Here is a 23,430-nt window from a genome sequence, read left to right on the forward strand (position 1 = left end):
TCTAATCCAATGTTGCCAGAGGTAGTAGATAGAGGTGGCGGTGCTGTTAAATTAATAATAGCAAATGCTAATGTTGTAAGCAAGCTTCCTTCAACAAAGTAGGTTGAATTTTGTAAGTCTACAAATTCGGACTCAACCAACGCTCAGCTGTCTTCATATCCCAGCCTTTACGCTCCGCATAATCCGCCAGTTGCTCTTGATCGATCTTACCCACGTTGAAGTAAGTACTCTCTGGGTGCGAATAATAGAAACCACTCACACTAGAGGCCGGCCACATCGCAAAGCTCTCGGTCAAGATAGTACCGATAGCGTCGGTCGTACCTAACCACTCAAAGAGTTTGCCTTTTTCCGTATGCTCAGGGCAAGCAGGGTAGCCAGGAGCAGGGCGAATACCAACATACTTCTCTTTAATTAGCTCTTCATTGGTGAGCGACTCATCGACTTGATAGCCCCAGTACTCTTTACGGATTAGCTCGTGCAGATGCTCAGCGAAGGCTTCCGCAAGACGGTCACACAGGGCTTGTACCATAATAGCGCTATAGTCATCACCGTTTTCTTTGTACTCGGTCGCTAGCGGCTCGGCACCAGTGATAGAGACGGTAAACCCGCCAAGATAGTCGTCATGCTCACTGAGTGGTGAGATAAAGTCAGCCAGGCTATAGTTCGGCTTACCACTGGCTTTATCGGACTGTTGACGTAAGTGCTCAAATTGGAAAGTAGGCTGACCACCTGCACTGACGGGTTTATCATAGACCGTCACCGTATCATGACCTGTGCGGCTGGCGGGCATAAGCTTAAACACACCTTTGGCGCTGATGAGTTTTTCATCAATCATTTTACGCAGTAGATCTTGCGCATTACCAAACAGGTCTTTGGCTTCTGCACCCACCACGTCATCTGCAAAGATTTTAGGGTATTTGCCGACCAAGCCCCATGAGATAAAGAACGGCGTCCAATCAATATAAGGTATAAGATTATCGATAGGGTAGTCGTCAAAAATCACTTGGCCCAAAGTATTCGGGACTGGTGGCGTGTAACTTTCCCAATCAAACTGGAAGCCTTGCTCGATAGACTCGGCATAGCTAAGTTTGGGAGCTTTCGGTTTACGATTGGCCAGACGCTCGCGTACTTTGGCGTATTCCTCCCGCGCTTCTTCAATTAGACTCACACGGTGTTCCGCTGAGAGTAGTTTAGTCACCACGCCCACTGCTCGTGAGGCATCGCTCACATAGAGGACGGCATCGTTCTGATATTGCGGTTCGATTTTCACTGCCGTATGCGCTTTTGAGGTCGTCGCGCCGCCAATCATCAGCGGCAAGGTCATGCCACGCTCTTGCATCTGCTTAGCGACATAGACCATCTCATCGAGACTGGGAGTAATCAGACCTGATAGACCGATGATGTCGACTTTCTCAGCGATAGCGGTGTCTAATATCTTATCGCAAGCTACCATCACGCCTAGATCGACGACATCATAGCCATTACAGCCGAGTACTACGCCGACGATATTTTTGCCGATATCATGCACGTCGCCTTTGACCGTGGCCATCAAGATTTTACCTTTGGCCTCACCTTCGACTTTTTCCGCTTCGATGTACGGGTTGAGCCAAGCGACCGATTGCTTCATGACGCGGGCAGATTTAACGACTTGTGGTAAAAACATCTTACCGGCGCCGAATAAGTCGCCAACCACGTTCATGCCGTCCATGAGTGGTCCTTCGATAACATCGAGGGGTTTAGGGTACTTGAGGCGCGCCTCTTCAGTATCCGCATCGATATAAGTGGTGATGCCTTTTACCAGCGCGTGTTCAATACGTTTTTCTACCGATTGCTCGCGCCAAGATAAATCGACCGTGCCATCGTTTTTCTTACCGCCAGCCTGGTAGCTCTCAGCGATACTCATTAGGCGTTCGGTCGCGTCTTGCCCCGTCTCACCTTGATTGCGGTTAAACATCACATCTTCGATGGCTTCGCGCGCGTCTTTCGGGATTTCATCATAGACCTCAAGCATGGCTGGGTTGACGATACCCATGGTCAAGCCGACTTTGATGGTGTGATAAAGGAATACCGCGTTGATGGCCTCGCGAATAGGGTTGCCACGGAAGCTGAAAGAGACGTTGGAGACCCCGCCGGAGACCATAGCATTGGGGAGATTATTACTAATCCATTCGGTGGCGTTAATAAAGTCTGCGCCGTAGTTATTGTGCTCAGGGATACCGGTAGCGACCGCGAAGATGTTCGGGTCAAAGATGATATCTTCACTTGGGAAGCCAACATCATCGACTAACACGTCATAGCTGCGCTTACAGATTTGAATTTTGCGCTCGTAAGTGTCCGCCTGACCGTCTTCATCAAACGCCATGACGATGACCGCCGCCCCATAACGCATGCATAGCTTGGCCTTTTCGACGAACTCTTCATGGCCTTCTTTCAGCGAGATAGAGTTGACGATGGCTTTACCTTGCGTGCGCTTCAGTCCCTCTTCGATGATGTCCCACTTTGAGGAGTCAATCATCAGCGGCACTCGGCTAATATCTGGCTCACTAGCGACCAAGTTAAGGAAGTGAATCATCGCTCCCTTGGAGTCGAGCATACCCTCATCCATGTTGATATCGACGACCTGCGCGCCGCCATCGACTTGGTCACGGGCGACATCTAACGCTTCGTTAAACTCGCCGGTCTTGATGAGACGTAAGAATTTCTTCGAGCCGGTCACGTTAGTCCGTTCACCGACGTTGACGAACAGGCTGTCTTTAGTAATGTTAAAAGGCTCTAGACCCGATAGACGGCAGGCTGGCGCAATTTCAGGAATTTTACGGGGTGGGAATTTCGCCATCTCTTTACTGATAGCTGCGATATGTGCTGGGGTTGTACCACAACAGCCGCCGACGATATTCACGATACCCGATTTGGCAAAGCCATGCAGTAGCGCCGCGGTTTCATCAGCCGTCTCGTCATACTCTCCAAATTCGTTGGGCAAGCCCGCATTAGGATGCGCAGAGACATAAGTATTGGCGATGTCTGATAAGGTCTGAATATGGGGCTTGAGCGCATCGGCGCCTAATGCACAGTTAAAGCCTACGCTTAGCGGCTTGGCATGGCGAATAGAGTTATAGAAAGCCTCGGCTGTTTGCCCCGAAAGCGTACGCCCTGAAGCATCGGTAATGGTGCCCGATATCATGATGGGCAGCTCATAACCAATCATCTCAAACACGCCAGTCACCGCAAAGATAGCGGCTTTCGCATTCAGCGTATCAAAGATAGTTTCGATAAGAATAAGGTCTACACCGCCTTCAATCAGCGCTAAGGTGGCCTCGGTATAGTTATCCACTAGACCATCGAAGGTGACGTTACGAAACCCTGGGTCATTGACGTCAGGAGACAGTGAGCAGGTGCGTGAAGTTGGGCCTAAGACACCGGCGACGAAGCGCGGCTTTTCTGGGTTCTGCGCGGTCATCGCATCTGCTGCTTCACGAGCTAGACGGGCCGCTTCACGGTTAATCTCAGGGACGAGATATTCCATATTGTAGTCGGCCATCGAGATGCGCGTACCATTAAAGCTATTGGTCTCGATAATATCGGCACCGGCATTCAGATGGTCGGTGTGGATGGCTTTAATCAGCTCAGGTTTGGTTAATACCAGCAGATCGTTATTGCCCTGTACGTCTTGCGGGATGTCCGCAAAGCGCTCGCCGCGATAGTCTGCTTCCTGCAACTTATAGGTCTGGATTTGCGTGCCCATAGCGCCATCGAGCATTAAGATACGCTGATCTAACTGCGCCACAATGCGTTCTCGTGCCGTCAGCTGCTGCGTCTTAAATGGCAGCACCTCAGGTGGGGTGAGTACAAAAGCCTTGGGGTCGTGATTAATAGGCTGGGCAGGGGCGTCAGTAGCGGCGGCGGGCGAGTGAGAGCATTTGGTCATAACGATGTCTTATACGAGTCAAGAAAACGAAAAATAAGGGGCAGGCGAGCAGTAGCGTGCCATACAGAATGCTAAACAATGTAACGACCTAGTTTAGCATAGCCATGACCTAAGCATAATTGCTGATGAGTCATAATTTGCTGAATTTAGAGACTATATAGTATATAGAAGGTGGCAAATGCCCAGTTAAACATACCTTATCAAGGCGAGAGAATAATAAGCGTGCTGAAATGGTGAGAGGGAGAGATGAATAGCTGATAAGCCAAGATAAATACGTATTTAAGTTAGCATCAAATCTGGTTGCATTATTTACATAGAGTCAACATAAATTCATAAAACACAAGTTGCGAAACAACGGCTATTAAATTAAATTAATCTTAATAATCAAAAGTGGTTATTAATATTAATTTACTAATCATTGTTGTTTACTTAACGTTTTTATTTCATCAGGGACATTGATAGGCTGATGAACCACTTCAGGAAATTAAGGATAAATTATGAAGACTTTAAAGATTGCTATGTTATGTACCGCAGCGGTAGCTATGGGTGGCTTAACAGCTTGTAATAATATGATGCCTACTAAGACTATGCCAGCTCATACCCAACCTATGGCAAAAATGAATGTTGTGCAATTGGCACAAAGCAACCCAGACTTCTCAATTTTAGTAGAAGCTATTATGCAGGCTGGCTTGGTAGATGTCTTATCTAACCCAGATGCACACTACACAGTATTTGCACCAAACAACGCCGCTTTTGCTAGCTTGTTGCAAGAAACAGGGATGACCAAAGCCCAGCTATTGGCAAATAAACCAATGCTACAGCAAGTGTTGTCTTACCATGTGGTTAGCACTCCAATGGCTATGTATGCCAAAGATGTGAAGCCAGGTATGGTCACTACTGTCAGTAATGCGAAATTTACGGTAACCCCGCAAATGATGATTAAAGACAGCAAAGGCCGTATGGCGAAATTGGTTAAGACTGATCTTGCTGCTAGTAATGGGGTAGTGCACGTTATTGATAAAGTACTGCTTCCATAGAAACTATAATAATAGAAACTAATATTTCTCTAAGACGTATTAGCGTCAGAAATTTAAGTTAGTTATAACTTAAGATGGCGCAATAAAAAACCCGACACTCAACTGAGTATCGGGTTTTTTTAATTCAGACAGTCATAACAACCGAGTATTAACGAATGTTATGCTTATCTTCTTCAGCTCTACGCACACGCTCTTCCCAGTAAGGGGCGTTTTTGATACCGAATTTTGCAGGATCAAAAGTATAGCGAGCAACGCCGGCTTTACGCTGGGCTTCGTAATCTTTAAGCGCAGCAATAGCAGGCTTACCGATAAAGAAGATAACCAAAATACCTACGATGTTCAACCAAGCCATCAAGCCAACACCGATATCACCGATACCCCAGATGTAGCCTGCGCTATTAAGACCGCCGTAAGCTACCATCAACATGATTAGTACTTTAGCGATAAATAGGCCAGTTTTCTGCGCACCACGGCCGATAAAGCGCGTCAAGTAAGTGACGTTGACTTCAGCGATATAGTAGTAAGCAAGAATAGTAGTAAAGGCAAAGAAGAATACGGCTATGGCAATAAAGGTATTACCGAAAGTACCATAAACGGATTCCATCGCCATTTGGGTAAAGGCTGGAGAGTTGATTTCAGTGGCTTTATCTACATTTTGTAGGATGAATTCGCCATCAGGCTTAGTGCCCTGAATGTTATACATGCCTGTAGATAAAATCATAAATGCTGTGGCAGAGCAAACCAGTAAAGTATCTACATAAACTGAAAATGCTTGTACCAAACCTTGCTGTGCAGGATGGTCAACTTCAGCAGCAGCGGCCGCATGAGGACCTGTACCCTGACCGGCTTCGTTAGAGTAAACTCCACGTTTTACACCCCAACCAATCGCAGCACCAAAACCTGCTTGGGCTGTGAAAGCATCACCGATAATCAAACCAAATACTTCAGGGACTTGTGAGAAGTTACTGAACATGATGATGAGCGCTAGTAAGATATAACCGATAGCCATGAACGGTACGACGTATTCAGTGAACGTAGCAATACGCTTGATACCACCAAAGATGATGACGGCTAGGACTAACAAGATACCTGCTAGTGCAGCTAAACGAATGATACCGACTTCCATACCTAGGAAGTTGATGACTGAGCCTTCGCCCAATACCTGCGCAGTAGCGTTGACAACGCCGTTAGCCTGTACGCCTGGTAAGAAGATACCACAAGCGATGATGGATGAGATGGCAAATAAGATACCATACCATTTTTGCCCTAAAGCTTTTTCGAAGTAATAAGCTGGGCCACCACGGTACTCGCCCGTAACGATGTCTCTTTCTTTATAGATCTGCGCTAGAGTAGATTCTGTATAAGCAGTAGAAGCGCCTAAGAAGGCCACGACCCACATCCAGAATACGGCACCTGGACCACCAAAACCGATGGCTGCTGCAACCCCAGCGATGTTACCCATACCAACACGGCCGGCGAGTGATACTGCCAAAGCCTGGAATGAGGAGATACCTTGATCACTTGATTTGCCTTTGAACAATAGGCTAATCATCTCACCGAACAGACGCACTTGCACAAAGCGCGTCAAGATAGAATAAAATAGTCCTGCGCCTAAGCACAGATAGATTAGAGCGGGGCTCCAAATAATCCCGTTAAAAACGTTGACCAAAGCTTCCATATTATTATTCCTAAAATTATCCTTTTATAACCTCAATACTCGAAAACCGAGTCAGCGCAGTTGTCACATCCTATGAAGCAAGCTACGTTAAGCAAGTTAGGGCGGCCAAGACCACCTGATTCACTAACTGTTTAACAAAGGATTGTTTCACAAATTACTGTTTAACAAAGCGTCGTAATGAACAAAGTAAGGTGACTCAGAGTAGCGTTGACTTAGCAGTTATGCCTAGAGGTCGTTAAGATAAAACATTTAGTGAACTGTATCTATCGGCTAGTCTAGTTAACATGACTTCAGATGGTAATCGAAGCAGCATACAGAATGGACCAGCGGATAAAACAGACGATAAAACATACAATTAAGCAGGCATACTTAAGTTATATACGGGTGTGTGTCCTAGTTTGTGTTAATAAACTAACCCAATGTAACTGGGAAGTACGCCTAAGTAACTGCAATTTGCCACAAAAGTAAAACAAATACTAGAATTTTTTTAGCAAATCGTCAGTTTATTAAAATTAGCAAAACTATTATAGTATTCGCCTGCTCCGATAAGGGCGCAAAACCTTATGAATAAAGCACTAAAGCAAACAGACGTCTAGTGTTAATAACTCAGACTAAGTGGTTAATATGGTGAATATTTTCGTTAGAAAATATCGATTTAAGCGGCCAAAGCGTTATTTTTAGTAACTACAATTTGTAATATGACTAAAGTGGTATCATTATTAGAGTAATTATAACTTGCTAAGACCTTGACCGACTGTCCGCAAGCTTGCCTTAGCTATAAAGTTACCATTATGGCTATAGAGGCAGGACTATTATTAGCGGCAATAGCGGTCTTTTTATGGAGAGAAATAGGATGAACATGCAACACACAGACTCAGCTCAGCGTAAAAAAAGCGCTGGCGTACTAAAGCCAATGATGTTGAGTGCGATATTGGCCGTGTCTTCGGTCGGTATGACCGGTTGTGGTTATAACGGCTTACAAGCCCAAGATGAGCAAGTCACTGCGGCTTGGTCTGAAGTGGTCAACCAATATCAGCGCCGTGATGACTTGGTGCCAAACTTAGTCAAAGTGGTTAAGCAGTACGCTGACCAAGAGCAAGAGGTGTTTACCCAAGTGGCGCAAGCACGCTCACAAGCGGGCAGTATCCAAGTGACTCCAGAGGTCTTAAATGACCCACAAGCTATGGAACGCTTCCAAGCGGCACAAGCTCAGATGGGCAGCGCCTTATCACGCTTGATGGCGGTATCTGAGCGTTATCCGGAATTAAAGTCCGATAAATTGTTCCAAGACTTGCAAGCTCAGCTAGAAGGCACGGAAAACCGCATCACGGTAGCGCGCAAACGCTATATCGATGAAGTGCAGAGTTATAACACCACGGTTCGTCAGTTCCCAACTAATATTACTGCCAAAGTATTTGGTATGGATGCGAAGCCGAACTTTACGGTCGCTAATGAAGAAGAAATTTCAAAAGCGCCTGAAGTCGACTTTGGCGAATAAGCGCTATGCTGGGTGTGTATATACAGTAGTGGGCTAGACAAAACGGTAAGGCGACCTTTGATGAGATTTAAGAATAGTCAGATGAATCTTGGAACGGGGATAGCTCTTACCGTTTTTTTTGGCACATTGTTGGCAAAGTAAATAAGCAAACAAATAAAAAATATTAGTTTTTCGCGCCCATTTCGTTAGGCGCGTCACTATAAGTAAAATATTAGGTGGTAGAGATCAACATGCGAAACTTTAAGCCATGCCTAACTGCAATACTCATAGCGTGGGGTACCCTGTATGCGCCAGTAGGTTTTGCCGCTAATGAGGCGACTGCTGCGGCAAGTAGCGCGCAATCACAGCCCTTAGTGGATCGTAGTGTTGAGGATTTGGTCGCTATCTCTAAAGCGGGTCAAAGTAACGAAGCGATTAATGATGCAGTACTGGGCAATGAGGCGATTCGTGAGGCGCTGCCTAATGCGGCTGAGTTTGATGCCGACTCAAATTCTGCAACGGCGGAAGCTACTGCGACGCCTACCGTTACGCCACGCCGCTCAAGTGCGGAAGGGGTAGCCGTAGACAAACTGATTTTAAATAATCCTGTCGTCGACCAAGCGGGTATTTTAACACCGCAAGAGAAGCAGCGTTTAACGGCTCAATTGCGCAGTATCTACGATCAAGGGTTGGCCCAAGCTGCGTTAGTTATAGTGCCTACCACCAATGGCATTCCTATCTTTGATTACTCTTTAAAGGCTGCTGAAAAATGGCAGTTGGGTGATGCGGATACGGACGACGGTTTGCTCATAGTGGTCGCGGTGAATGATCGCGATTTATATATACAGTCAGGTTATGGCCTAGAAGGGGTGTTACCTGATGCCGCGCTCAATCGCATTATCCGTGAAAATATCACGCCAGCCTTTAAACAAAATGATTATGCTGGTGGTCTTTCTGCTGGTATTAACCGCATTCAAGAGCGGTTAACGTCAGATCCTGATGTGTTGGCGCGAGCGGATGCCCAAGCTGCCGAACGGACGCAAAGTCAAAATGACATGGAAGGCTCGCCATCGCCGATTTTCTTATTCATTATCGCTATGATTTTTGGTAGCGTGATCACCTCTATCTTTGGTCGTATTTTAGGCTCTATCTTAACCGCCGGGGGGTTTTTCTTTGGCTCGCTAGCGTTGGGTGGTGGCTTCTTTATGACCCTGATTATGGCCATCTTCTTATGGATGTTCTTAATCGCTAAAGGGAGCGGTGGTGGCGGCCGAGGGGGTCGTGGCGGCCGCGGTGGTGGTTTCATCTTCCTACCAGGCGGTGGTTTTGGTGGCGGCGGAGGCGGCGGCTTTGGTGGTGGTGGTTTCGGCGGCGGTGGCTTTGGTGGCGGCGGCGGTGGCTTCGGTGGTGGTGGGGCAGGCGGCTCTTGGTAGCTAGGCCTCACTTTCATTCACTCCATGGCTAGGGCAGCTAGTTCAATAACTTACTGTCCAAGCCCCATCGCTAACCCGTGTAGCAGTTAATAAAAAACAGCTCGTATTATTTTGAGGAATTTTTAATGGAACAATTACATTCACAGCCGACCCAGCCAAGCTTTGCGCGTTGGTGGCGACAAGTGATGTTTGTCCCTTTTTTGCATAGCAAATGGATTACACCTGATGCTCGGCAACGCCTAACTGCCAAAGTCACTGAGGCTGAAATAGGCCATCGCGGCGAGGTATTTTTGGTCATCGAAAACCATTTACCTATTGGCAATGCCTATCATCAAAGTTGTCATGAGCGTGCTATTGAGTTGTTCAGCCTATGCCGTGTTTGGGATACCGAAGAGAATACCGGCGTATTGGTCTACGTCAACGTTTGCGAGCATGACTTAGAGATTATCGCAGACCGAGGGATCAGTGAGCACGTCAGTCCTACGGTCTGGCAAGCGATGTGTGATAAAGCTATCGCGGGCATCAAAAATAAGAAAGTAGAAGCCAGTCTCGCCGAGCTGCTAGACGAGATAGGTCAGCTCTTAAGACAGTATTACTATCTAGAGCATGACCCTGCTGGCAATGAGCTGTCAGATACGGTGATGTACATAAAATAGCGGCTATTTTAATTTTTAGCTTGGCTAAGTTGCACCACTATTTCAGGTAAGACTTGACCCGCGGGATAAGGCAGTTGTATATCCACAAGACCACTGTCTGTGGGCTGTGGGTTAATCTCAATCACTGTGGCACCATTCTGCTTAGCGGATTGGGCCAGTCCAGCCGCCGGATAAACCATACTAGACGTGCCAATACTAATAAACACGTCACAGGCTTCTGCCGCCTGTTGTGCCGTTTGCCATGCCTCTTGCGGCAGCATCTCTCCAAACCACACTATACTCGGGCGTACTTTACCGCCACACGACGTACAGGCCACCAGCTCGGTCGTCGCCGTATCAATATCTGCCTCATGCGTCTTGCCGCATACGCTACAATGATTCTTCCATAACTCCCCATGTAAATGAGTCGCTTGACTGCCGGCTTGCTCATGTAGGTCGTCTACGTTTTGGGTAATTAGACTGATGTCGTGGCCCAATTCACTAGCTTGAGCCTGCCAAGTGGCTAAGGCTTGATGGGCAGGATTGGGTAGTTTCTCTTTCACCTCACCGCGGCGCCATTGATACCACGACCAAACCAACGCGGGATTTCGCTCAAAGGAGTCGATACTCGCTAAGTCTTCTGCCCGAAAATTCTCCCACAGCCCGGTTTGTTTGTCTCGGAAAGTTGGAATACCGCTTTCTGCAGAAATGCCTGCGCCCGTCAGAATACAAATGCGCTGGGCATTATTGAGCACATAAACCGCTTTGCTTAAGTCAGTATGAGCATCTAAAGTCATGGCAATGTCCTTTTTTAAAATTATATTTGAGAAATTTACTAATAGTTTATTACAGGCTACTTGTCAGTCATGAAAGCGTCACACTTTAGGTTTCCTGAGTTGGTGGTGAAATCCTAGAGGATAGGCGATATACTGGTGTTTTACTCATTAACCATAGCAGAAAAATAGAGGATATGACGATGACATTAGGTGGGGGGTGGTGGCTAATTATCGTGCTGGTCGTTGTGGGAGTATTATTTGCGATAGCGCTCAGTCGTCGCGACAATAAAAGCTCGCAAAAAGATAAGATTAAACCGGTAGCGCCGCCGACAGCTGATATCGTAAAGCTGGATCAGTTGCTAAATAGGCATCTGCCGAATGTGACTACAACCGTAAAGCACAATCGCATCTTAGTGCAGGATGGCCAGAATCAGCGTCTGATGCTCACGATGGATAAAAAGCTTAAGGCGGGCAGTCGCCAACTCGGTGAGGCAATGGTTATCAATTTTCATAAATTACCCAATGATGAAGTACTGAAGCAAACGGTACAAGCTAGCCTTAAGTCTTCTTAATGAGTAAGGTTTGAGCCAACCGCGCAAGCATCTATAGGCTAATGCGGCACGGTATTAGAAAATATATTTAACACCACCACCCCAGTGACAATCAGCGTAATTCCCAATATCGCCGGCAAGCCGAGAGACTGCTTAAAGATAAACAGCCCTACGATAGACGTCAATACAATCCCCAAGCCGCCCCAAATCGCATAAGCCACGCCCAGTGGAATGACCCTGAGGGACTTGGCTAAAAAAAACAGTGAGATACCATATAAGGCAGCCATCGCCACGGTCGGAGCCAGACGGGTAAATTCGGCAGATTTTGCCATAAAGGTGGTGCCAAGCACTTCACAAATTATAGCAAGGCCTAGGTAGCCATAGGCAATTGTCGTCGGAGACATCATAAGTGCTTCACTTGGTTAAAAAAGGATAGGAGGCAGCAGGGTACAGTAAAGACAGCCGGCCTGACGTAGTATTGTAATAGCTATATTTTAAAATTTATACCCGATAATACCTTCACTTACACCTTGCGACTTGGCAATATTTTTGGCAATAGCGGGTTAGCGTTGAATTAAACGAGGTCAAGATGAAATAGCTTTGACTAGTGGATAAATAGTAAAGAGGGGTATAAGTTACTTTGATAGATTATAACATCTAATAGATAAAGGTGATTATAAGCCTCTGGCGATGAAATAAGAAGCGTGAATGCCGCCTCTAGCCCATATAATAAAAGGCTTTGATGTAAAAACTCTTATATAGATTTTGGTAGCGGAAAAGGGGACACAACCAGTTTAGAAGATAGAAGGTGAGTACCCGTAACAACAACTGTATTAGGAGTTACCGTTCCTCTGGGTTCGGCGCAGAAATTTTTTGGAAGCTTGCACGTACAGGTACAAACGATAATTCTATAATAGGAAATGCTTTTCATGATAAAAAAGAAAAAGAGATATCTGATAAAGCATTGAAGAAATTTAACGATAACAAATAAAAAAATTTCAAAGGGATATAGTGATGAAAAAAGCTACCATTATTGTTTTATTAGTCTTAATTTTATTGGTAGTTCTAGCTATAGTGATAGAGGGCTATCACAATCTATTATCGAGATATTGAAAACTCTTCACAAGAATGGACAGCTTGAATTAGGAGCAGCGGTAAGCTATGCCACAGGCAATGATGCTTTAACAGGGGGCGAGTGTTGGGGCTGTTATTCGCATAGTAGTTACTATGCAGAAGTACCTACCCAATACCTTATGGATTCTACTAGAACGAACTATGTGGATAAACGAGGAAATATTGTTCCTGGAAACCAAAGAATAATAAATCAAGAAAGAATCAAATATGAGGAAAAATGGGGTAAACCAGTTAATGGAAATAAGCCTTCTGCTACTATTTTAGTCATCCCTAAAAACTCCTAACAAGGAAGTAATTACAATGAAAAGCCTTATTAAGATTAACGTTGTCATGATGTCGTGTCTGATATTAACAGGATGTTTTCCCTGTAAGTTAGGAGACTGGAATTGTAGTCAAATAGACCCTACATGGTCTAAAAATATTGATGAATGCCAACGCACTCAAAGGAGTATTGCAAAAAAAATTCTCACAGACAGATATTCTGACAAAGTAGATAGTGAAATAGGAAATAGCTGTATACAAAACACAAAATACAAATTTAAGACCACAAACTAAGTCATCGTCTTAATCAGATTTATACTAATAGATTGAAGCTAATGAATACCAAAGACTTAGTCAGCATAAGTAGTAATGTGGAGTTCAAATATAATGAAAAACCTTATTAATTCTATTGCGGTATTGGTGTTTCTTTCAGGTTGTGTATTTCCTGGGCCTAGTTGTGGCTATGACATCAATTGTAATAAAGATATCAGCAATACTGCCTGGTATAAGAAAAGAAAATCATGCATTAATGAACAACAAAACATAGCCAAAAAATTATTGCAACAGAATTACAATGAAAAAATTGACAGTGAAATTTATAGTGAGTGTGTTAAAAACACAAACTACAAATTTAAAACGCCAAACTGAATTTTGGTTTTAACAAAGCTTTAAAAAGTAGATTCGTACTAATGGATTAATTTTAATTTAAACCATGACTGCAATCAGAAAGAGTTTAGGATTAAAATCCTTTCTAGTTTTATAGCTATAGTTTTCTGCATAAGTCCTGCAAGCAAACTTATCCCGATGACATTATTACAGAGTAGGCTACTTCTTAAAGGTTGATAAAGACACAACAGACAGCCCTTGTAGATAAAGGCTTTAAGAGAAATATTAGACACAAAAAAACCTCAAACAATATAATCTTTGAGGCGAAACTTGAATAAAAATTAAGTTGAAAAATATGGTGCGCCCGGCGGGAATCGAACCCACGACCCTCGGCTTCGGAGGCCGATACTCTAATCCAACTGAGCTACGGGCGCGATGTAGCGAGATACTTCAATATGATTTTATTGCTCGCCGTAAGCTAACAACAGTGAACCATGGAGCGCTGAATAAATACAGGTCGTATTTATAGCAGATTTGCAGACCGCCTAGTCTAGCAAATAAACCACTAAAAGCCAATATAAGACGCCATATCAAGAAGTTTTTTACGAAAATCCACTTAGTCATCAATCCGGCATGGCAATTTGGTACCCTTTTCCCTTATAATACTAGGGAGAATTTATATAATTTATGTTCACCGAAGCCAAGTTCGCTCGCTAACGCCGCTATGCCGCCACAGCCAGCCACTGGCTTTCGTAATAAGAGAACGTGACGCATGAAAAAAACAGCCATTAAAACAGCTGCCATGTTATCAGCAGCTGCCTTGTTAGCCATGTCTGGAATAGCCGTTAGCCAAGCAGAAGAGACCACCCCAGCCGCCGAGCCTGTTGCCGAAGTGGCTACCGCTGAGCCGGCTGCTGCAGAAGCTGCGGCTACGGATGCTCCTGCCGCAGAAGCGGATGCCGCTGCAGAAACCGACGCTGCCGCAGAGGGCACTGAAGCTGCTGCTGACGGTACAGATGCTGCCGCCGCTGAAGCTGCCCCGGTGGCTGCCGCTGCTGATGAAGAACCTATCCCAGTAGACACTCCGCAAGTTCAGAAGCTTATGGCGCTATATCCTAAATTGATCGCCCGCATTGAGCCTGTTGGTAACGTCTGCTTTGAAGGCGAAGAATGTGATATTACTGTGAGAGCCGCCGGAGGTTCAGTAGATGGTGAGCCGCGTGATGGTAAAGCGGTCTATGATGCGGTTTGTCACACGTGTCACGCTACAGGTCTGCTAGGCTCGCCTAAGTTAGGTGATGCTGGCGCTTGGGGCCCACGTATTGGCAAAGGTAAAGACACTTTGTACAATCATGCCATCAATGGTTTTAACGCTATGCCTGCAAAAGGTGGCGCGGATATCGATGATGAAGAAGTACAAAACGCTGTCGATTATATGGTTTCTGAAGCCAGCTAGTTGCTGGGGTAGCTTAGACTTAAGGCGATTACGCCAATCGCTGTTTTTTGTCTGATTCTGCTAAGAGCGCTTATTCTATTCTGTAGAGTAAGCGCTTTTTGCTGTGGTGGGTTTACTGGTCTTTATCATAGCGGCTAGGGCTATTACTCTAGCTTTGTAAAATTGTACGGTAGTTTGCCAGAGGTTTGGTCAGTAACTCAATAGGTTAGGTAAAGCAGTGTCTTGAAATACTTATCAATGAACCTCACTGTATGTCTTTAAGATTCATCCCTACTGTTGTCGCTATAAAACTGCCGTTATAAATAAGCGTCACTATAAATAGCGTCATAATAAATTTAAAATATTTTTTCTCTCCCTATTATTCAGCAGCGTTTACGTAGCCAAGTCTTGCCTATTATAAAATTTCTGCTTATAGACTGACTGAGTAAAGAGCGCGCCTATTATCTAGCGCTTGTGGTTGAGCTATTTTAACTGCGCTGTCATCCACCATATATAGAGGTTGTCATGGCTGAAGTTCCTGCCCTTCAAATCGAACATCTATCAAAAACTTATGCCAATGGGTTTTCTGCATTAAAAAACGTCAGTCTTACCGTCCCACAAGGGGGCTTTTTTGCTTTACTTGGGCCCAATGGCGCCGGTAAATCGACGATGATTGGTATCATCAGCTCCTTGTTTAAACCCACAGAAGGCAGTGTGCATATTTTTGGCACCGATTTATTGAAAAATCCAGGCGTTGCCAAACAATACCTGGGCGTCGTCCCGCAAGAGTTTAACTTTAACCAGTTTGAAAAAGTTGAAGATATTCTTATCATTCAAGCGGGCTATTTTGGCATCCCAGCTAGTGAGGCCAGACCACGAGCCAAGCGTCTATTGACTGCCTTGGGACTGTGGGACAAGCGCAATACCAAATCGCGTGAGCTGTCCGGCGGTATGAAACGCCGTTTGATGATTGCCCGTGCCTTGATTCATAAGCCGAAGCTATTGATTCTCGATGAGCCGACTGCGGGGGTAGATATTGAGCTGCGCCGCTCAATGTGGGAGTTTATGCAGCAAATTAATATCGAAGAAAACACCACCATTATTCTCACCACCCATTATTTGGAAGAGGCTGAGCAACTGTGTAAACGCATCGCTATCCTCGATCAAGGTGAGATTCGCATTAATACGGAGATGAAAGACTTACTGGCGCAGCTGTCGGTTGAGACTTTCGTGTTTGATTTGGCGCAGCCGTTAACCCAAAAGTTGGTCATCGATAAAGTAACTGAGGTCAAGCAGCCTGATGAGCTGACGTTAGAGGTGACCCTCACAGAAGGCGAGTCCCTCAACTGTGTGTTTGAGCAGTTGAACGCGCTGAATATCGAAGTGGCGAGTATGCGTAATAAAGCCAACCGTCTAGAAGAGCTGTTTATGCGCTTGGTAGATCAAAACATTCATGGACAAAGCAGTATGAAGGAGGCAGGACTATGAACCAGGACCCTATCACTCAAGCACCTGTAGTGACCTCACAGCGAGAGATGACTTTTGCCAAAAAGTGGGTTGCGTTTAGTACCATTCTGCTAAAAGAAGTGCGCCGAATTCTACGTATCTGGCCACAGACGCTACTGCCTCCGGTCATCACCATGACCTTGTACTTTGTCATCTTCGGTAAGATGATTGGTTCGAGAGTCGGTGAGATGGGCGGCGTACCGTATATGCAGTTTATCGTGCCTGGCCTTATCATGATGTCCATTATTACCAACAGTTACTCTAACGTGGTGTCTAGCTTCTTTAGTGCGAAGTTTACCTCCAGTATCGAAGAGCTGTTGGTCTCGCCGGTCTCCAAACACGCTATCTTAATGGGCTATGTCAGCGGTGGTATCTTCCGTGGGTTGATGATTGCGGTGATTGTCTCCATCGTCGCGCTGTTCTTTACCGATTTGAGTATTGTGCATTATGGCGTGACGATATTTACTGTATTAGGGACAGCGATTTTATTTGCGCTAGGGGGCTTTATTAACGCGGTATTTGCCCGCTCGTTTGATGACATCTCTATCGTGCCTAGCTTTGTTTTGACCCCATTAACTTACTTGGGTGGGGTGTTTTACTCGCTAGAGAACTTGTCGCCATTTTGGCAGAATATCTCGCTATTAAACCCTATTGTGTATATGGTCAACTCTTTTCGCTATGGTATTTTGGGCTATTCAGACGTCAATGTTTGGTACTCGATGGCAGCAATCTTTGTCTTCTGTGCCATCTTTTATGTGATCGCTTATCGGCTGTTAGATAATGGGTCAAGAATTCGCATTTAGCACTACCTAACAAAACCGGATTGGTGAAAAGGAGGGCCCAATGATTATTGGGCTCTTTTTTATGGTTAAAACTAAGGGGATAGGGCGCAAAGTCATCTTACAGGGGCAAATGATCGCCGTAAATTAGACGCTAATATATTTTATAGATATCTTGTAGGCTCAGTAGTCCCGGTAGCCAGCCGGTGGTCACTGCGCAAAATATCGTATAGAGTCCCACTTGTCGTTGGATGTTTTTGGACAGACTGAGCATAACAAAATAGCAAAACCACAGCGCTGACCAAGCGTACCAGTTAAAGATACTCCAGCCACTGAAGTCCAGACTGACCTGAAAGGTGGCGTTGAGGGCAATGCTGAACGCGGTAACACTGACAAAGAAGCAAAACCAGCCCAACCCTTTAGAATTTGCCTGTAAAAACTGGTTGGCACCGACCCACAGATAGGTGAAGGCAAAAAGGAAGGTAAAAGCGCCGGCACTGATTAATTTCGCATCTTGCGCAGGGTTAAACACCAAATACACCGCAATAAGGAAGCTGAGTAGCCCGACCAGTAAGTTGATAACGGTCACTTCTTTGTCTTCAATCTTGCCTAACAGCCACAGGCCATTGATAAATAAAACCGCCCCAACAAACAGCAAAGTTAAGCCTAACATGGGTATTTCCTTATAGCACCAGTGCGCGCCATTGCCTGTTAAGGTGAAATGGTGGCAAATGGGGGAGTGGTAGATAGAGTCACTGAGTGATGAACTGGCTGAGTACGCGGGTCTATTTTAGCTAGCAGAGGGGGCTAGACTGAGGTGGTAGACCTTGGCGAGTGCCAATATATTCTTAGCTTAAGCGTCGGATTATAATCCTTTTTTTAAAGGATATTAAACTAAATTATTGCCTATCAATGTGGGTTTATAATGGGGCTGAATCATGGCGGTTTTTACGTCAATTCGCTACGAATATCGGTATAAATTTAGCAGGATTTTCACTGCGATCCCTCAAATTCTTAATCCGGCTGTCTTATTATTGCTGTAAGATAGCGCTCGTTTCTTATTAGCAGATATTAAAGGTTTTTTATGAGTATCCATGGCGTATTAGGCGAATCCACCAGCTATCCCAAAACTTATCATCCTGAATCACTGTATGCGATTCCGCGTAAGCTAGGCCGTGATGTAATCTTAGGACAGAATGAGTTGCGTCAGTTGGATAGTTTGACTGTAGGTGTTGACTGGTGGCATGCTTTCGAAGTGTCTTGGGTCAATCTGCAAGGGGTTTCGCAAGTGGCTTTAGCACGCTTTGCTATCCCTGCGACCTCGCCCAATATCGTCGAGTCTAAATCACTGAAGCTATATTTGAACAGTCTCAACTTTACTGAGTTTGCAGATTGGCAAACGGTAGAGACGACCATCACTAAAGATTTATCCGAGTGTGTGGGTGCACCAGTGACAGTGAGTTTGTTTGCGCTAGCAGAAGTAGGTAGTGAGACAGGACTATTAATCAATCAGCCGCAAGGTCGTTGCATCGATAAGGCACTCGAAGGCCAAGATATCAAAATAGCGCTGACCGAGCATCCCGATGCCAGTTTGCTAGGGGAAGTGAATACTGCTGGCGAGATTAGCCAAGACTATCAACTGTATACGGATTTACTGCGCAGTAATTGCCCTGTGACCGATCAACCGGATTGGGGTACGTTGGCCATTGAGATGAGTACCACCGCTAGTGTCGATGAGGGCAAGCTATTGACCTATATCTTAAGCTTCCGTCAGCACAATGGCTTTCATGAGCAATGTGTCGAGCAGATATTCGCCGATTTAACCGACCATTTTGCACCGTCTAAACTGATGGTGCGTGCTTGGTATACGCGCCGTGGAGGTATTGATATCAATCCTTGCCGCGTTAGTGATTTATCGTTGTTACCAGAGCCTAGCCGTTTGGTCCGTCAGTAGTTTTATAACTCTAAAGTTCTAGCATAAAAAAAGACCCTCAATGCAAATCGAGGGTCTTTTTTATTTTGACTAAATTAAGGGATTAACCGCTAATTTTAGCTCATTGCTTTAGCCCAGTATTTTAACTAATAACTCTTCACGGCTAAGCAATTGCTTTTCGCTATCACGGCGGTTCACATACTCGTATTTATTCTCAGCTAGGTTGCGGTCTGAAACCACGATACGATGCGGAATGCCCACTAGCTCTAAATCGGCAAATTTGACCCCAGGACGCTCATTACGGTCATCTAAGACCACATTGATACCTTTGGCTTTCAGCTCTTCATACAGCGCTTCAGCGGTCTGCATGACCGTCTCTTCTTTCGACTTCATCGGTACGATAGCGACATCGAACGGAGCAATAGAGTCGGCTAGGTCCGGCGTTTGTGGCCAGATGATGCCGTTTTCGTCGTTATTCTGCTCGATAGCCGCCGCTACGATACGGCTCACACCGATACCATAACAACCCATCATCAAGGTGACCGGCTTGCCATCTTCGCCAGAGACTGAGCAGCCTAGCGCTTTTGAGTACTTGTCGCCCAATTGGAAGATATGACCGACTTCGATACCGCGTTTGATCTGAATCGTGCCTTTGCCATCTGGTGAAGCATCGCCTTCAACCACGTTACGAATATCGACGACGCGGGTGATAGTGGCATCACGGTCCCAGTTCATGCCCGTGCTATGCTGGTCGGCGACGTTGGCACCACTGACGAAATCAGAGAGGGCAGCAGCAGCACGGTCGACGAATACCGGCATATCTAAATCAACGCCGATGTAGCCTTTAAGCAGACCAGCCTTTTTCATGTCTTCATCAGAAGCCATGGTAAACGGTACATCAACTTCTTCGATTTTTTCAGCTTTGATAGTGTTCAGCGTATGGTCACCACGAATTACTAGCGCGACCAATTGCGGATTGCCCTCAGCATCATGACCATTCGCGATTAAGGTTTTCACTGTTTGTGATAATGGGATATCCAAATGCTCAGCGACTTGCTCACAAGTAGGCATATTGACCGTAGCTACGTTGGCACGTTCTTGGGTGGGCGCTTGGCGCTCAGTCGTACAGATGGCTTCTGCCAATTCAACGTTAGCGGCATAGTCTGAATCCGTAGAGAAGGCGATATCGTCTTCACCACTGTCTGCCAACACATGGAACTCGTGCGAGGCAAAACCACCGATAGAGCCGGTATCGGCTTGCACAGGACGGAAGTCTAAACCTAAACGGGTAAAGATACGGGTATAAGCTTCAAACATATCTTGGTAAGTGTTGGCCAATGAGGCTTGGTCCACGTGGAAAGAGTAGGCGTCTTTCATAGTGAATTCACGCGCCCGCATCACACCAAAGCGCGGACGAATCTCGTCACGGAATTTGCCTTGGATTTGGAAGAAAGTCATTGGCAGTTGTTTATAGCTGCGCAATTCTCCTTGAGCCAGATTGGTAATCACTTCTTCGTGAGTAGGGCCTAGGACGAAACCGCGCTCATGGCGGTCAGAGAAACGCAAGAGCTCAGGACCGTAGTCTTCGATACGACCGGTCTTTTCCCACAGCTCTGCTGGCTGTACCATAGGCATCAGCACTTCTAAACTACCGATACGCAACATCTCTTCACGGACGATACGCTCTACTTGTTGCAGGACGCGTAGGCCCATTGGCAACCAAATATAGAGGCCTGAAGCCATCTTACGAATAAGACCGGCTCGCACCATCAATTGGCTCGAGGCGATGTCGGCATCGCTAGGCGTTTCTTTCAATGTCGCGAATAAAAACTGACTGGCTTTCATATGTGTCAAGCAACCTTAACTGTATTAATAATAGGCAATCTGACTATGGTAGGTAAACTTGGCTGCAGACGCAATGACTTTTTCTCTAAAGGGTAATGGACAGCTTGGCAAACCCTTGTAAACGTTGACGCTTAGCCCATAGCCTCTAATATTTATTTATCAGAATATTTATGGGGGGTAAGGCTGAATTTGTAGGACTAGATGGCTTTTTAAGCAGGGGAATAGGAACAGGCTGATAGCAAAATATTATTTATGAATCAGTTGTAGCCTTGCCTAAGTATTTTTTAATACTGGCTATGGGATAGTTATTGCGACTTTGCGCCGAATTTATGGCTTTATTGGTTATCAAAATGCCGCTAAAGATGTAAGTAGTAGTAATTAGGTAAAAGTTAATGATTTACTAGTGGCCAACCCCCATATTAGAACTATAGATAGATAATAAAGCTTAAGTAGCTAACTTGGGTCAGAATAGACTCGGAGCTCCCGGCTTAAAATAATCAGAAGGTTGCTACAGCTAATCGGTTGGCGACCTAAAATAGAGCGAGAAGAGACTATGCTAAAAAAACCTCAGCCGAATACCCCTGCGCAACCTAGCCATCTGCACGCTTCCCCCAAAGGTGGCGGTTCTAAGGGTTGGTTAGGGTTACTGACTTTACTGTTGGCGCTGGCGGCAGGTTATATGCTGTGGCAAAACTTGTCAGCACCGAAAGGCCCTACCATTCAGACGGTGAGCCGAGAAGGGGTGGTGAGTCGTATTCAAAAGTTAAATCGGCTAGAGACCGTGGCCTTCAATGTGGACACGGTGATTACCAGTCAACGCGAAGGCACGTGGCAGCGACTCTGGCAAGATGAGCAAAAAGGGCTGTTTATCGCTCATGGCCGCGTGGTCGCTGGGGTAGATTTGAGCAAGTTGGGCAGTGAGATGGTACAAGTCACTGAGCCTACGGCAGAGCAAATAGAAAAGGTGAAACAGGAAGCGGAGAGTGCAGGTCTTAACCCTGATGCGCCTTTGACTATTATGCCTAATATTATGGTGACCTTACCGCCTTCAGAGATTTTCTCAGTCTATCTCGATAATATCGAAGTCTATGATTGGCAGGCGGGTTTATTTGGGATGTTAGAGGCCGATCCGAAAATCTTAAAAGAGGCGCAGATTAGTGCTAAAAAAGAAGTGCTAGAGCGGGCATGTCAGGATGACGTGATGGTACAGGCCGAAAAAAATGCGAAGGAACAAGTGGAGCAATTGTTTGCCTTAACTGGCGCTACGGTTTCTGTAACGACTCAAGGCGCTGGTGCTTGCCAAGTTATGCAATAGCGTATTCTTGTTCTTGCTACTGACGCCTCTATAAAGCGCTCCTTATTGCAAGGGGTGCTTTTTTTATACTTAAAAATTAATAATATCTTAATTTAATAAACATAATTCTATTTATTTATCAATATCTTACATTATTATTCAGCTCAGCAGGCACCATTTTGTTAAGTTATTTTTGATAGTTGTTTGACTAAACCTGCTAAATTAATCTACACTGGGATATCGGCTTTTTTCTAGTATTTTCAAATAGATAGAAGGTATTTTATTGAGTTTTTTTGATCAAAATTAATATTACAACATAAGTAATGCTGGCTTTATACCGTAAGAGCAACTTCGTAATAGGAAATGATCAAATCTAAAATAGCCGACAATATTTCGTATCACTATGATATCTATGAAATTAATATAATTTTGCTACAAGGCTGATGAGGTAGAGGGGTATTAGAAACCGTAATAAATCGCTAAGTCGTATTGCTGTAATTAGGGTTAGGTCCATAACTATGGGATAAGAAAAGACGGTTTAAAAAAATAAAAAAGGAGTATCAGGGAAGAAGGCTCGAGTCATTGTTTGGATAAATAAATAACGATAATAAATAGTAGCTTATAGCTAGAACAATAGACAGGGAGAGATAACATGAGTGATTCTGCGAGTCAGAATAAGCCAGATAAACTGCTGCACACGACTTTTTTTGGCGTATCACAGGTTGAGCAAGTGCTTTTTAAGGGCTACCTGCGAGTGCTGTTAAGATTGGATGTCACCCTTGTTTGGTTGGTGGAGCGCAGTAATAAGCTCGACTTACTGGTAATTAATGAGGCCCTATGCAATACCCCCTGTGTGCAGAAGCTACGCTTTGAGCATCCCAGCTGTCACGTACTCTTTATCAGACGCTGCAAGACGGGTAAGGGCAACCTTCAGGACAATAAAATCGTACTGCCCCTTAATGAAGCGGCTGAGTTGAGCGCCCTGCACAGCTGGTTGCAAAGTAATCTTAAGGTTTTGCATAAAGACGTCGCAATGACTGAAATCGCCGCATTGAGCTCATAGCAGGCCAGCCAAGTTGCTAATTCCAGTAAATTTATAATAGGCCAAGATTAGAAAAACCCGCC

At 45.2% G+C, this 23,430-nt stretch carries 19 protein-coding genes and 1 tRNA gene; 13 read left to right on the forward strand and 7 right to left on the reverse strand.

Annotated features, from left to right (window positions below; all coding sequences use genetic code 11):
- Positions 1-118: 118 nt before the first annotated feature.
- Positions 119-3,925, reverse strand: coding sequence for a methionine synthase (metH, locus tag ACZ2XM_RS11300; protein WP_490589311.1), 3,807 nt, complete (start codon positions 3,923-3,925; stop codon positions 119-121).
- 497 nt (positions 3,926-4,422) lie between these two features.
- On the opposite strand from metH, the gene ACZ2XM_RS11305 reads away from it, so the two are divergent.
- Entirely contained in the window at positions 4,423-4,962 is a 540-nt protein-coding gene (locus ACZ2XM_RS11305; RefSeq protein WP_490589310.1) for a fasciclin domain-containing protein, read from the forward strand.
- Between the two features lie 148 nt (positions 4,963-5,110).
- On the opposite strand, the gene ACZ2XM_RS11310 is transcribed toward ACZ2XM_RS11305, so the two are convergent.
- A complete protein-coding gene (locus ACZ2XM_RS11310; protein ID WP_490589309.1) occupies positions 5,111-6,640 on the reverse strand; it encodes an alanine/glycine:cation symporter family protein in 1,530 nt (509 codons plus the stop codon).
- 859 nt (positions 6,641-7,499) lie between these two features.
- Between ACZ2XM_RS11310 and ACZ2XM_RS11315 the strand changes: the two genes are divergently transcribed.
- The 3 genes from ACZ2XM_RS11315 to ACZ2XM_RS11325 all read left to right on the forward strand — a co-directional run bounded on the left by ACZ2XM_RS11315 (position 7,500) and on the right by ACZ2XM_RS11325 (position 10,206).
- Entirely contained in the window at positions 7,500-8,138 is a 639-nt protein-coding gene (locus tag ACZ2XM_RS11315) for a LemA family protein (RefSeq protein WP_490589349.1), read from the forward strand.
- A gap of 230 nt (positions 8,139-8,368) precedes the next feature.
- A complete protein-coding gene (locus ACZ2XM_RS11320; RefSeq protein WP_490589308.1) occupies positions 8,369-9,550 on the forward strand; it encodes a TPM domain-containing protein in 1,182 nt (393 codons plus the stop codon).
- A gap of 125 nt (positions 9,551-9,675) precedes the next feature.
- Positions 9,676-10,206, forward strand: coding sequence for a TPM domain-containing protein (locus tag ACZ2XM_RS11325; RefSeq protein WP_490589307.1), 531 nt, complete (start codon positions 9,676-9,678; stop codon positions 10,204-10,206).
- An 8-nt stretch (positions 10,207-10,214) separates the two neighbouring features.
- On the opposite strand, the gene ACZ2XM_RS11330 is transcribed toward ACZ2XM_RS11325, so the two are convergent.
- Entirely contained in the window at positions 10,215-10,982 is a 768-nt protein-coding gene (locus ACZ2XM_RS11330; RefSeq protein ID WP_490589306.1) for an NAD-dependent deacylase, read from the reverse strand.
- A 173-nt stretch (positions 10,983-11,155) separates the two neighbouring features.
- Here ACZ2XM_RS11330 and ACZ2XM_RS11335 point away from each other — a divergent pair, with 173 nt between their 5' ends.
- The gene (locus ACZ2XM_RS11335; RefSeq protein WP_490589305.1) at positions 11,156-11,533 is read left to right on the forward strand and encodes a hypothetical protein; all 378 of its coding nucleotides are present in this window, start codon (positions 11,156-11,158) and stop codon (positions 11,531-11,533) included.
- A gap of 38 nt (positions 11,534-11,571) precedes the next feature.
- Here ACZ2XM_RS11335 and ACZ2XM_RS11340 read toward each other — a convergent pair whose 3' ends face one another.
- Positions 11,572-11,916 carry a DMT family transporter gene (locus ACZ2XM_RS11340; protein ID WP_490589348.1) on the reverse strand — a complete coding sequence of 115 codons (345 nt, stop codon included), beginning with the start codon at positions 11,914-11,916 and terminating at the stop codon, positions 11,572-11,574.
- Between the two features lie 705 nt (positions 11,917-12,621).
- Between ACZ2XM_RS11340 and ACZ2XM_RS11345 the strand changes: the two genes are divergently transcribed.
- Positions 12,622-12,930, forward strand: a complete 309-nt coding sequence (locus ACZ2XM_RS11345; RefSeq protein ID WP_490589304.1) for a hypothetical protein — start codon at positions 12,622-12,624, stop codon at positions 12,928-12,930.
- 364 nt (positions 12,931-13,294) lie between these two features.
- Positions 13,295-13,555 carry a hypothetical protein gene (locus ACZ2XM_RS11350; RefSeq protein WP_490589303.1) on the forward strand — a complete coding sequence of 87 codons (261 nt, stop codon included), beginning with the start codon at positions 13,295-13,297 and terminating at the stop codon, positions 13,553-13,555.
- A gap of 314 nt (positions 13,556-13,869) precedes the next feature.
- Here ACZ2XM_RS11350 and ACZ2XM_RS11355 read toward each other — a convergent pair.
- Positions 13,870-13,947 (reverse strand) — tRNA-Arg (locus tag ACZ2XM_RS11355).
- 338 nt (positions 13,948-14,285) lie between these two features.
- On the opposite strand from ACZ2XM_RS11355, the gene ACZ2XM_RS11360 reads away from it, so the two are divergent.
- The 3 genes from ACZ2XM_RS11360 to ACZ2XM_RS11370 all read left to right on the forward strand — a co-directional run bounded on the left by ACZ2XM_RS11360 (position 14,286) and on the right by ACZ2XM_RS11370 (position 17,257).
- The gene (locus tag ACZ2XM_RS11360; RefSeq protein ID WP_490589302.1) at positions 14,286-14,969 is read left to right on the forward strand and encodes a c-type cytochrome; all 684 of its coding nucleotides are present in this window, start codon (positions 14,286-14,288) and stop codon (positions 14,967-14,969) included.
- Between the two features lie 504 nt (positions 14,970-15,473).
- Entirely contained in the window at positions 15,474-16,436 is a 963-nt protein-coding gene (locus tag ACZ2XM_RS11365) for an ABC transporter ATP-binding protein (RefSeq protein WP_490589301.1), read from the forward strand.
- Positions 16,437-16,483: 47 nt separating this feature from the next.
- A complete protein-coding gene (locus ACZ2XM_RS11370; protein ID WP_490589347.1) occupies positions 16,484-17,257 on the forward strand; it encodes an ABC transporter permease in 774 nt (257 codons plus the stop codon).
- A gap of 130 nt (positions 17,258-17,387) precedes the next feature.
- On the opposite strand, the gene ACZ2XM_RS11375 is transcribed toward ACZ2XM_RS11370, so the two are convergent.
- Positions 17,388-17,906: an AmiS/UreI family transporter gene (locus ACZ2XM_RS11375; protein ID WP_490589300.1), complete on the reverse strand. Its 519-nt coding sequence runs from the start codon at positions 17,904-17,906 to the stop codon at positions 17,388-17,390.
- A gap of 411 nt (positions 17,907-18,317) precedes the next feature.
- Between ACZ2XM_RS11375 and queF the strand changes: the two genes are divergently transcribed.
- Complete coding sequence (gene queF, locus ACZ2XM_RS11380; protein WP_490589299.1) at positions 18,318-19,187, forward strand: NADPH-dependent 7-cyano-7-deazaguanine reductase QueF; 870 nt, start codon at positions 18,318-18,320, stop codon at positions 19,185-19,187.
- Between the two features lie 108 nt (positions 19,188-19,295).
- Here queF and ACZ2XM_RS11385 read toward each other — a convergent pair whose 3' ends face one another.
- A complete protein-coding gene (locus tag ACZ2XM_RS11385; protein WP_490589298.1) occupies positions 19,296-21,011 on the reverse strand; it encodes a proline--tRNA ligase in 1,716 nt (571 codons plus the stop codon).
- 553 nt (positions 21,012-21,564) lie between these two features.
- Here ACZ2XM_RS11385 and ACZ2XM_RS11390 point away from each other — a divergent pair.
- Together ACZ2XM_RS11390 and ACZ2XM_RS11395 are read left to right on the forward strand one after the other, a co-directional pair.
- Positions 21,565-22,326: a DUF4230 domain-containing protein gene (locus ACZ2XM_RS11390; protein ID WP_490589297.1), complete on the forward strand. Its 762-nt coding sequence runs from the start codon at positions 21,565-21,567 to the stop codon at positions 22,324-22,326.
- Between the two features lie 631 nt (positions 22,327-22,957).
- Complete coding sequence (locus ACZ2XM_RS11395; RefSeq protein WP_490589296.1) at positions 22,958-23,368, forward strand: hypothetical protein; 411 nt, start codon at positions 22,958-22,960, stop codon at positions 23,366-23,368.
- Positions 23,369-23,430 lie beyond the last annotated feature (62 nt).

Source organism: Psychrobacter sp. CoH-33_TS_01 (genome assembly GCF_058189395.1).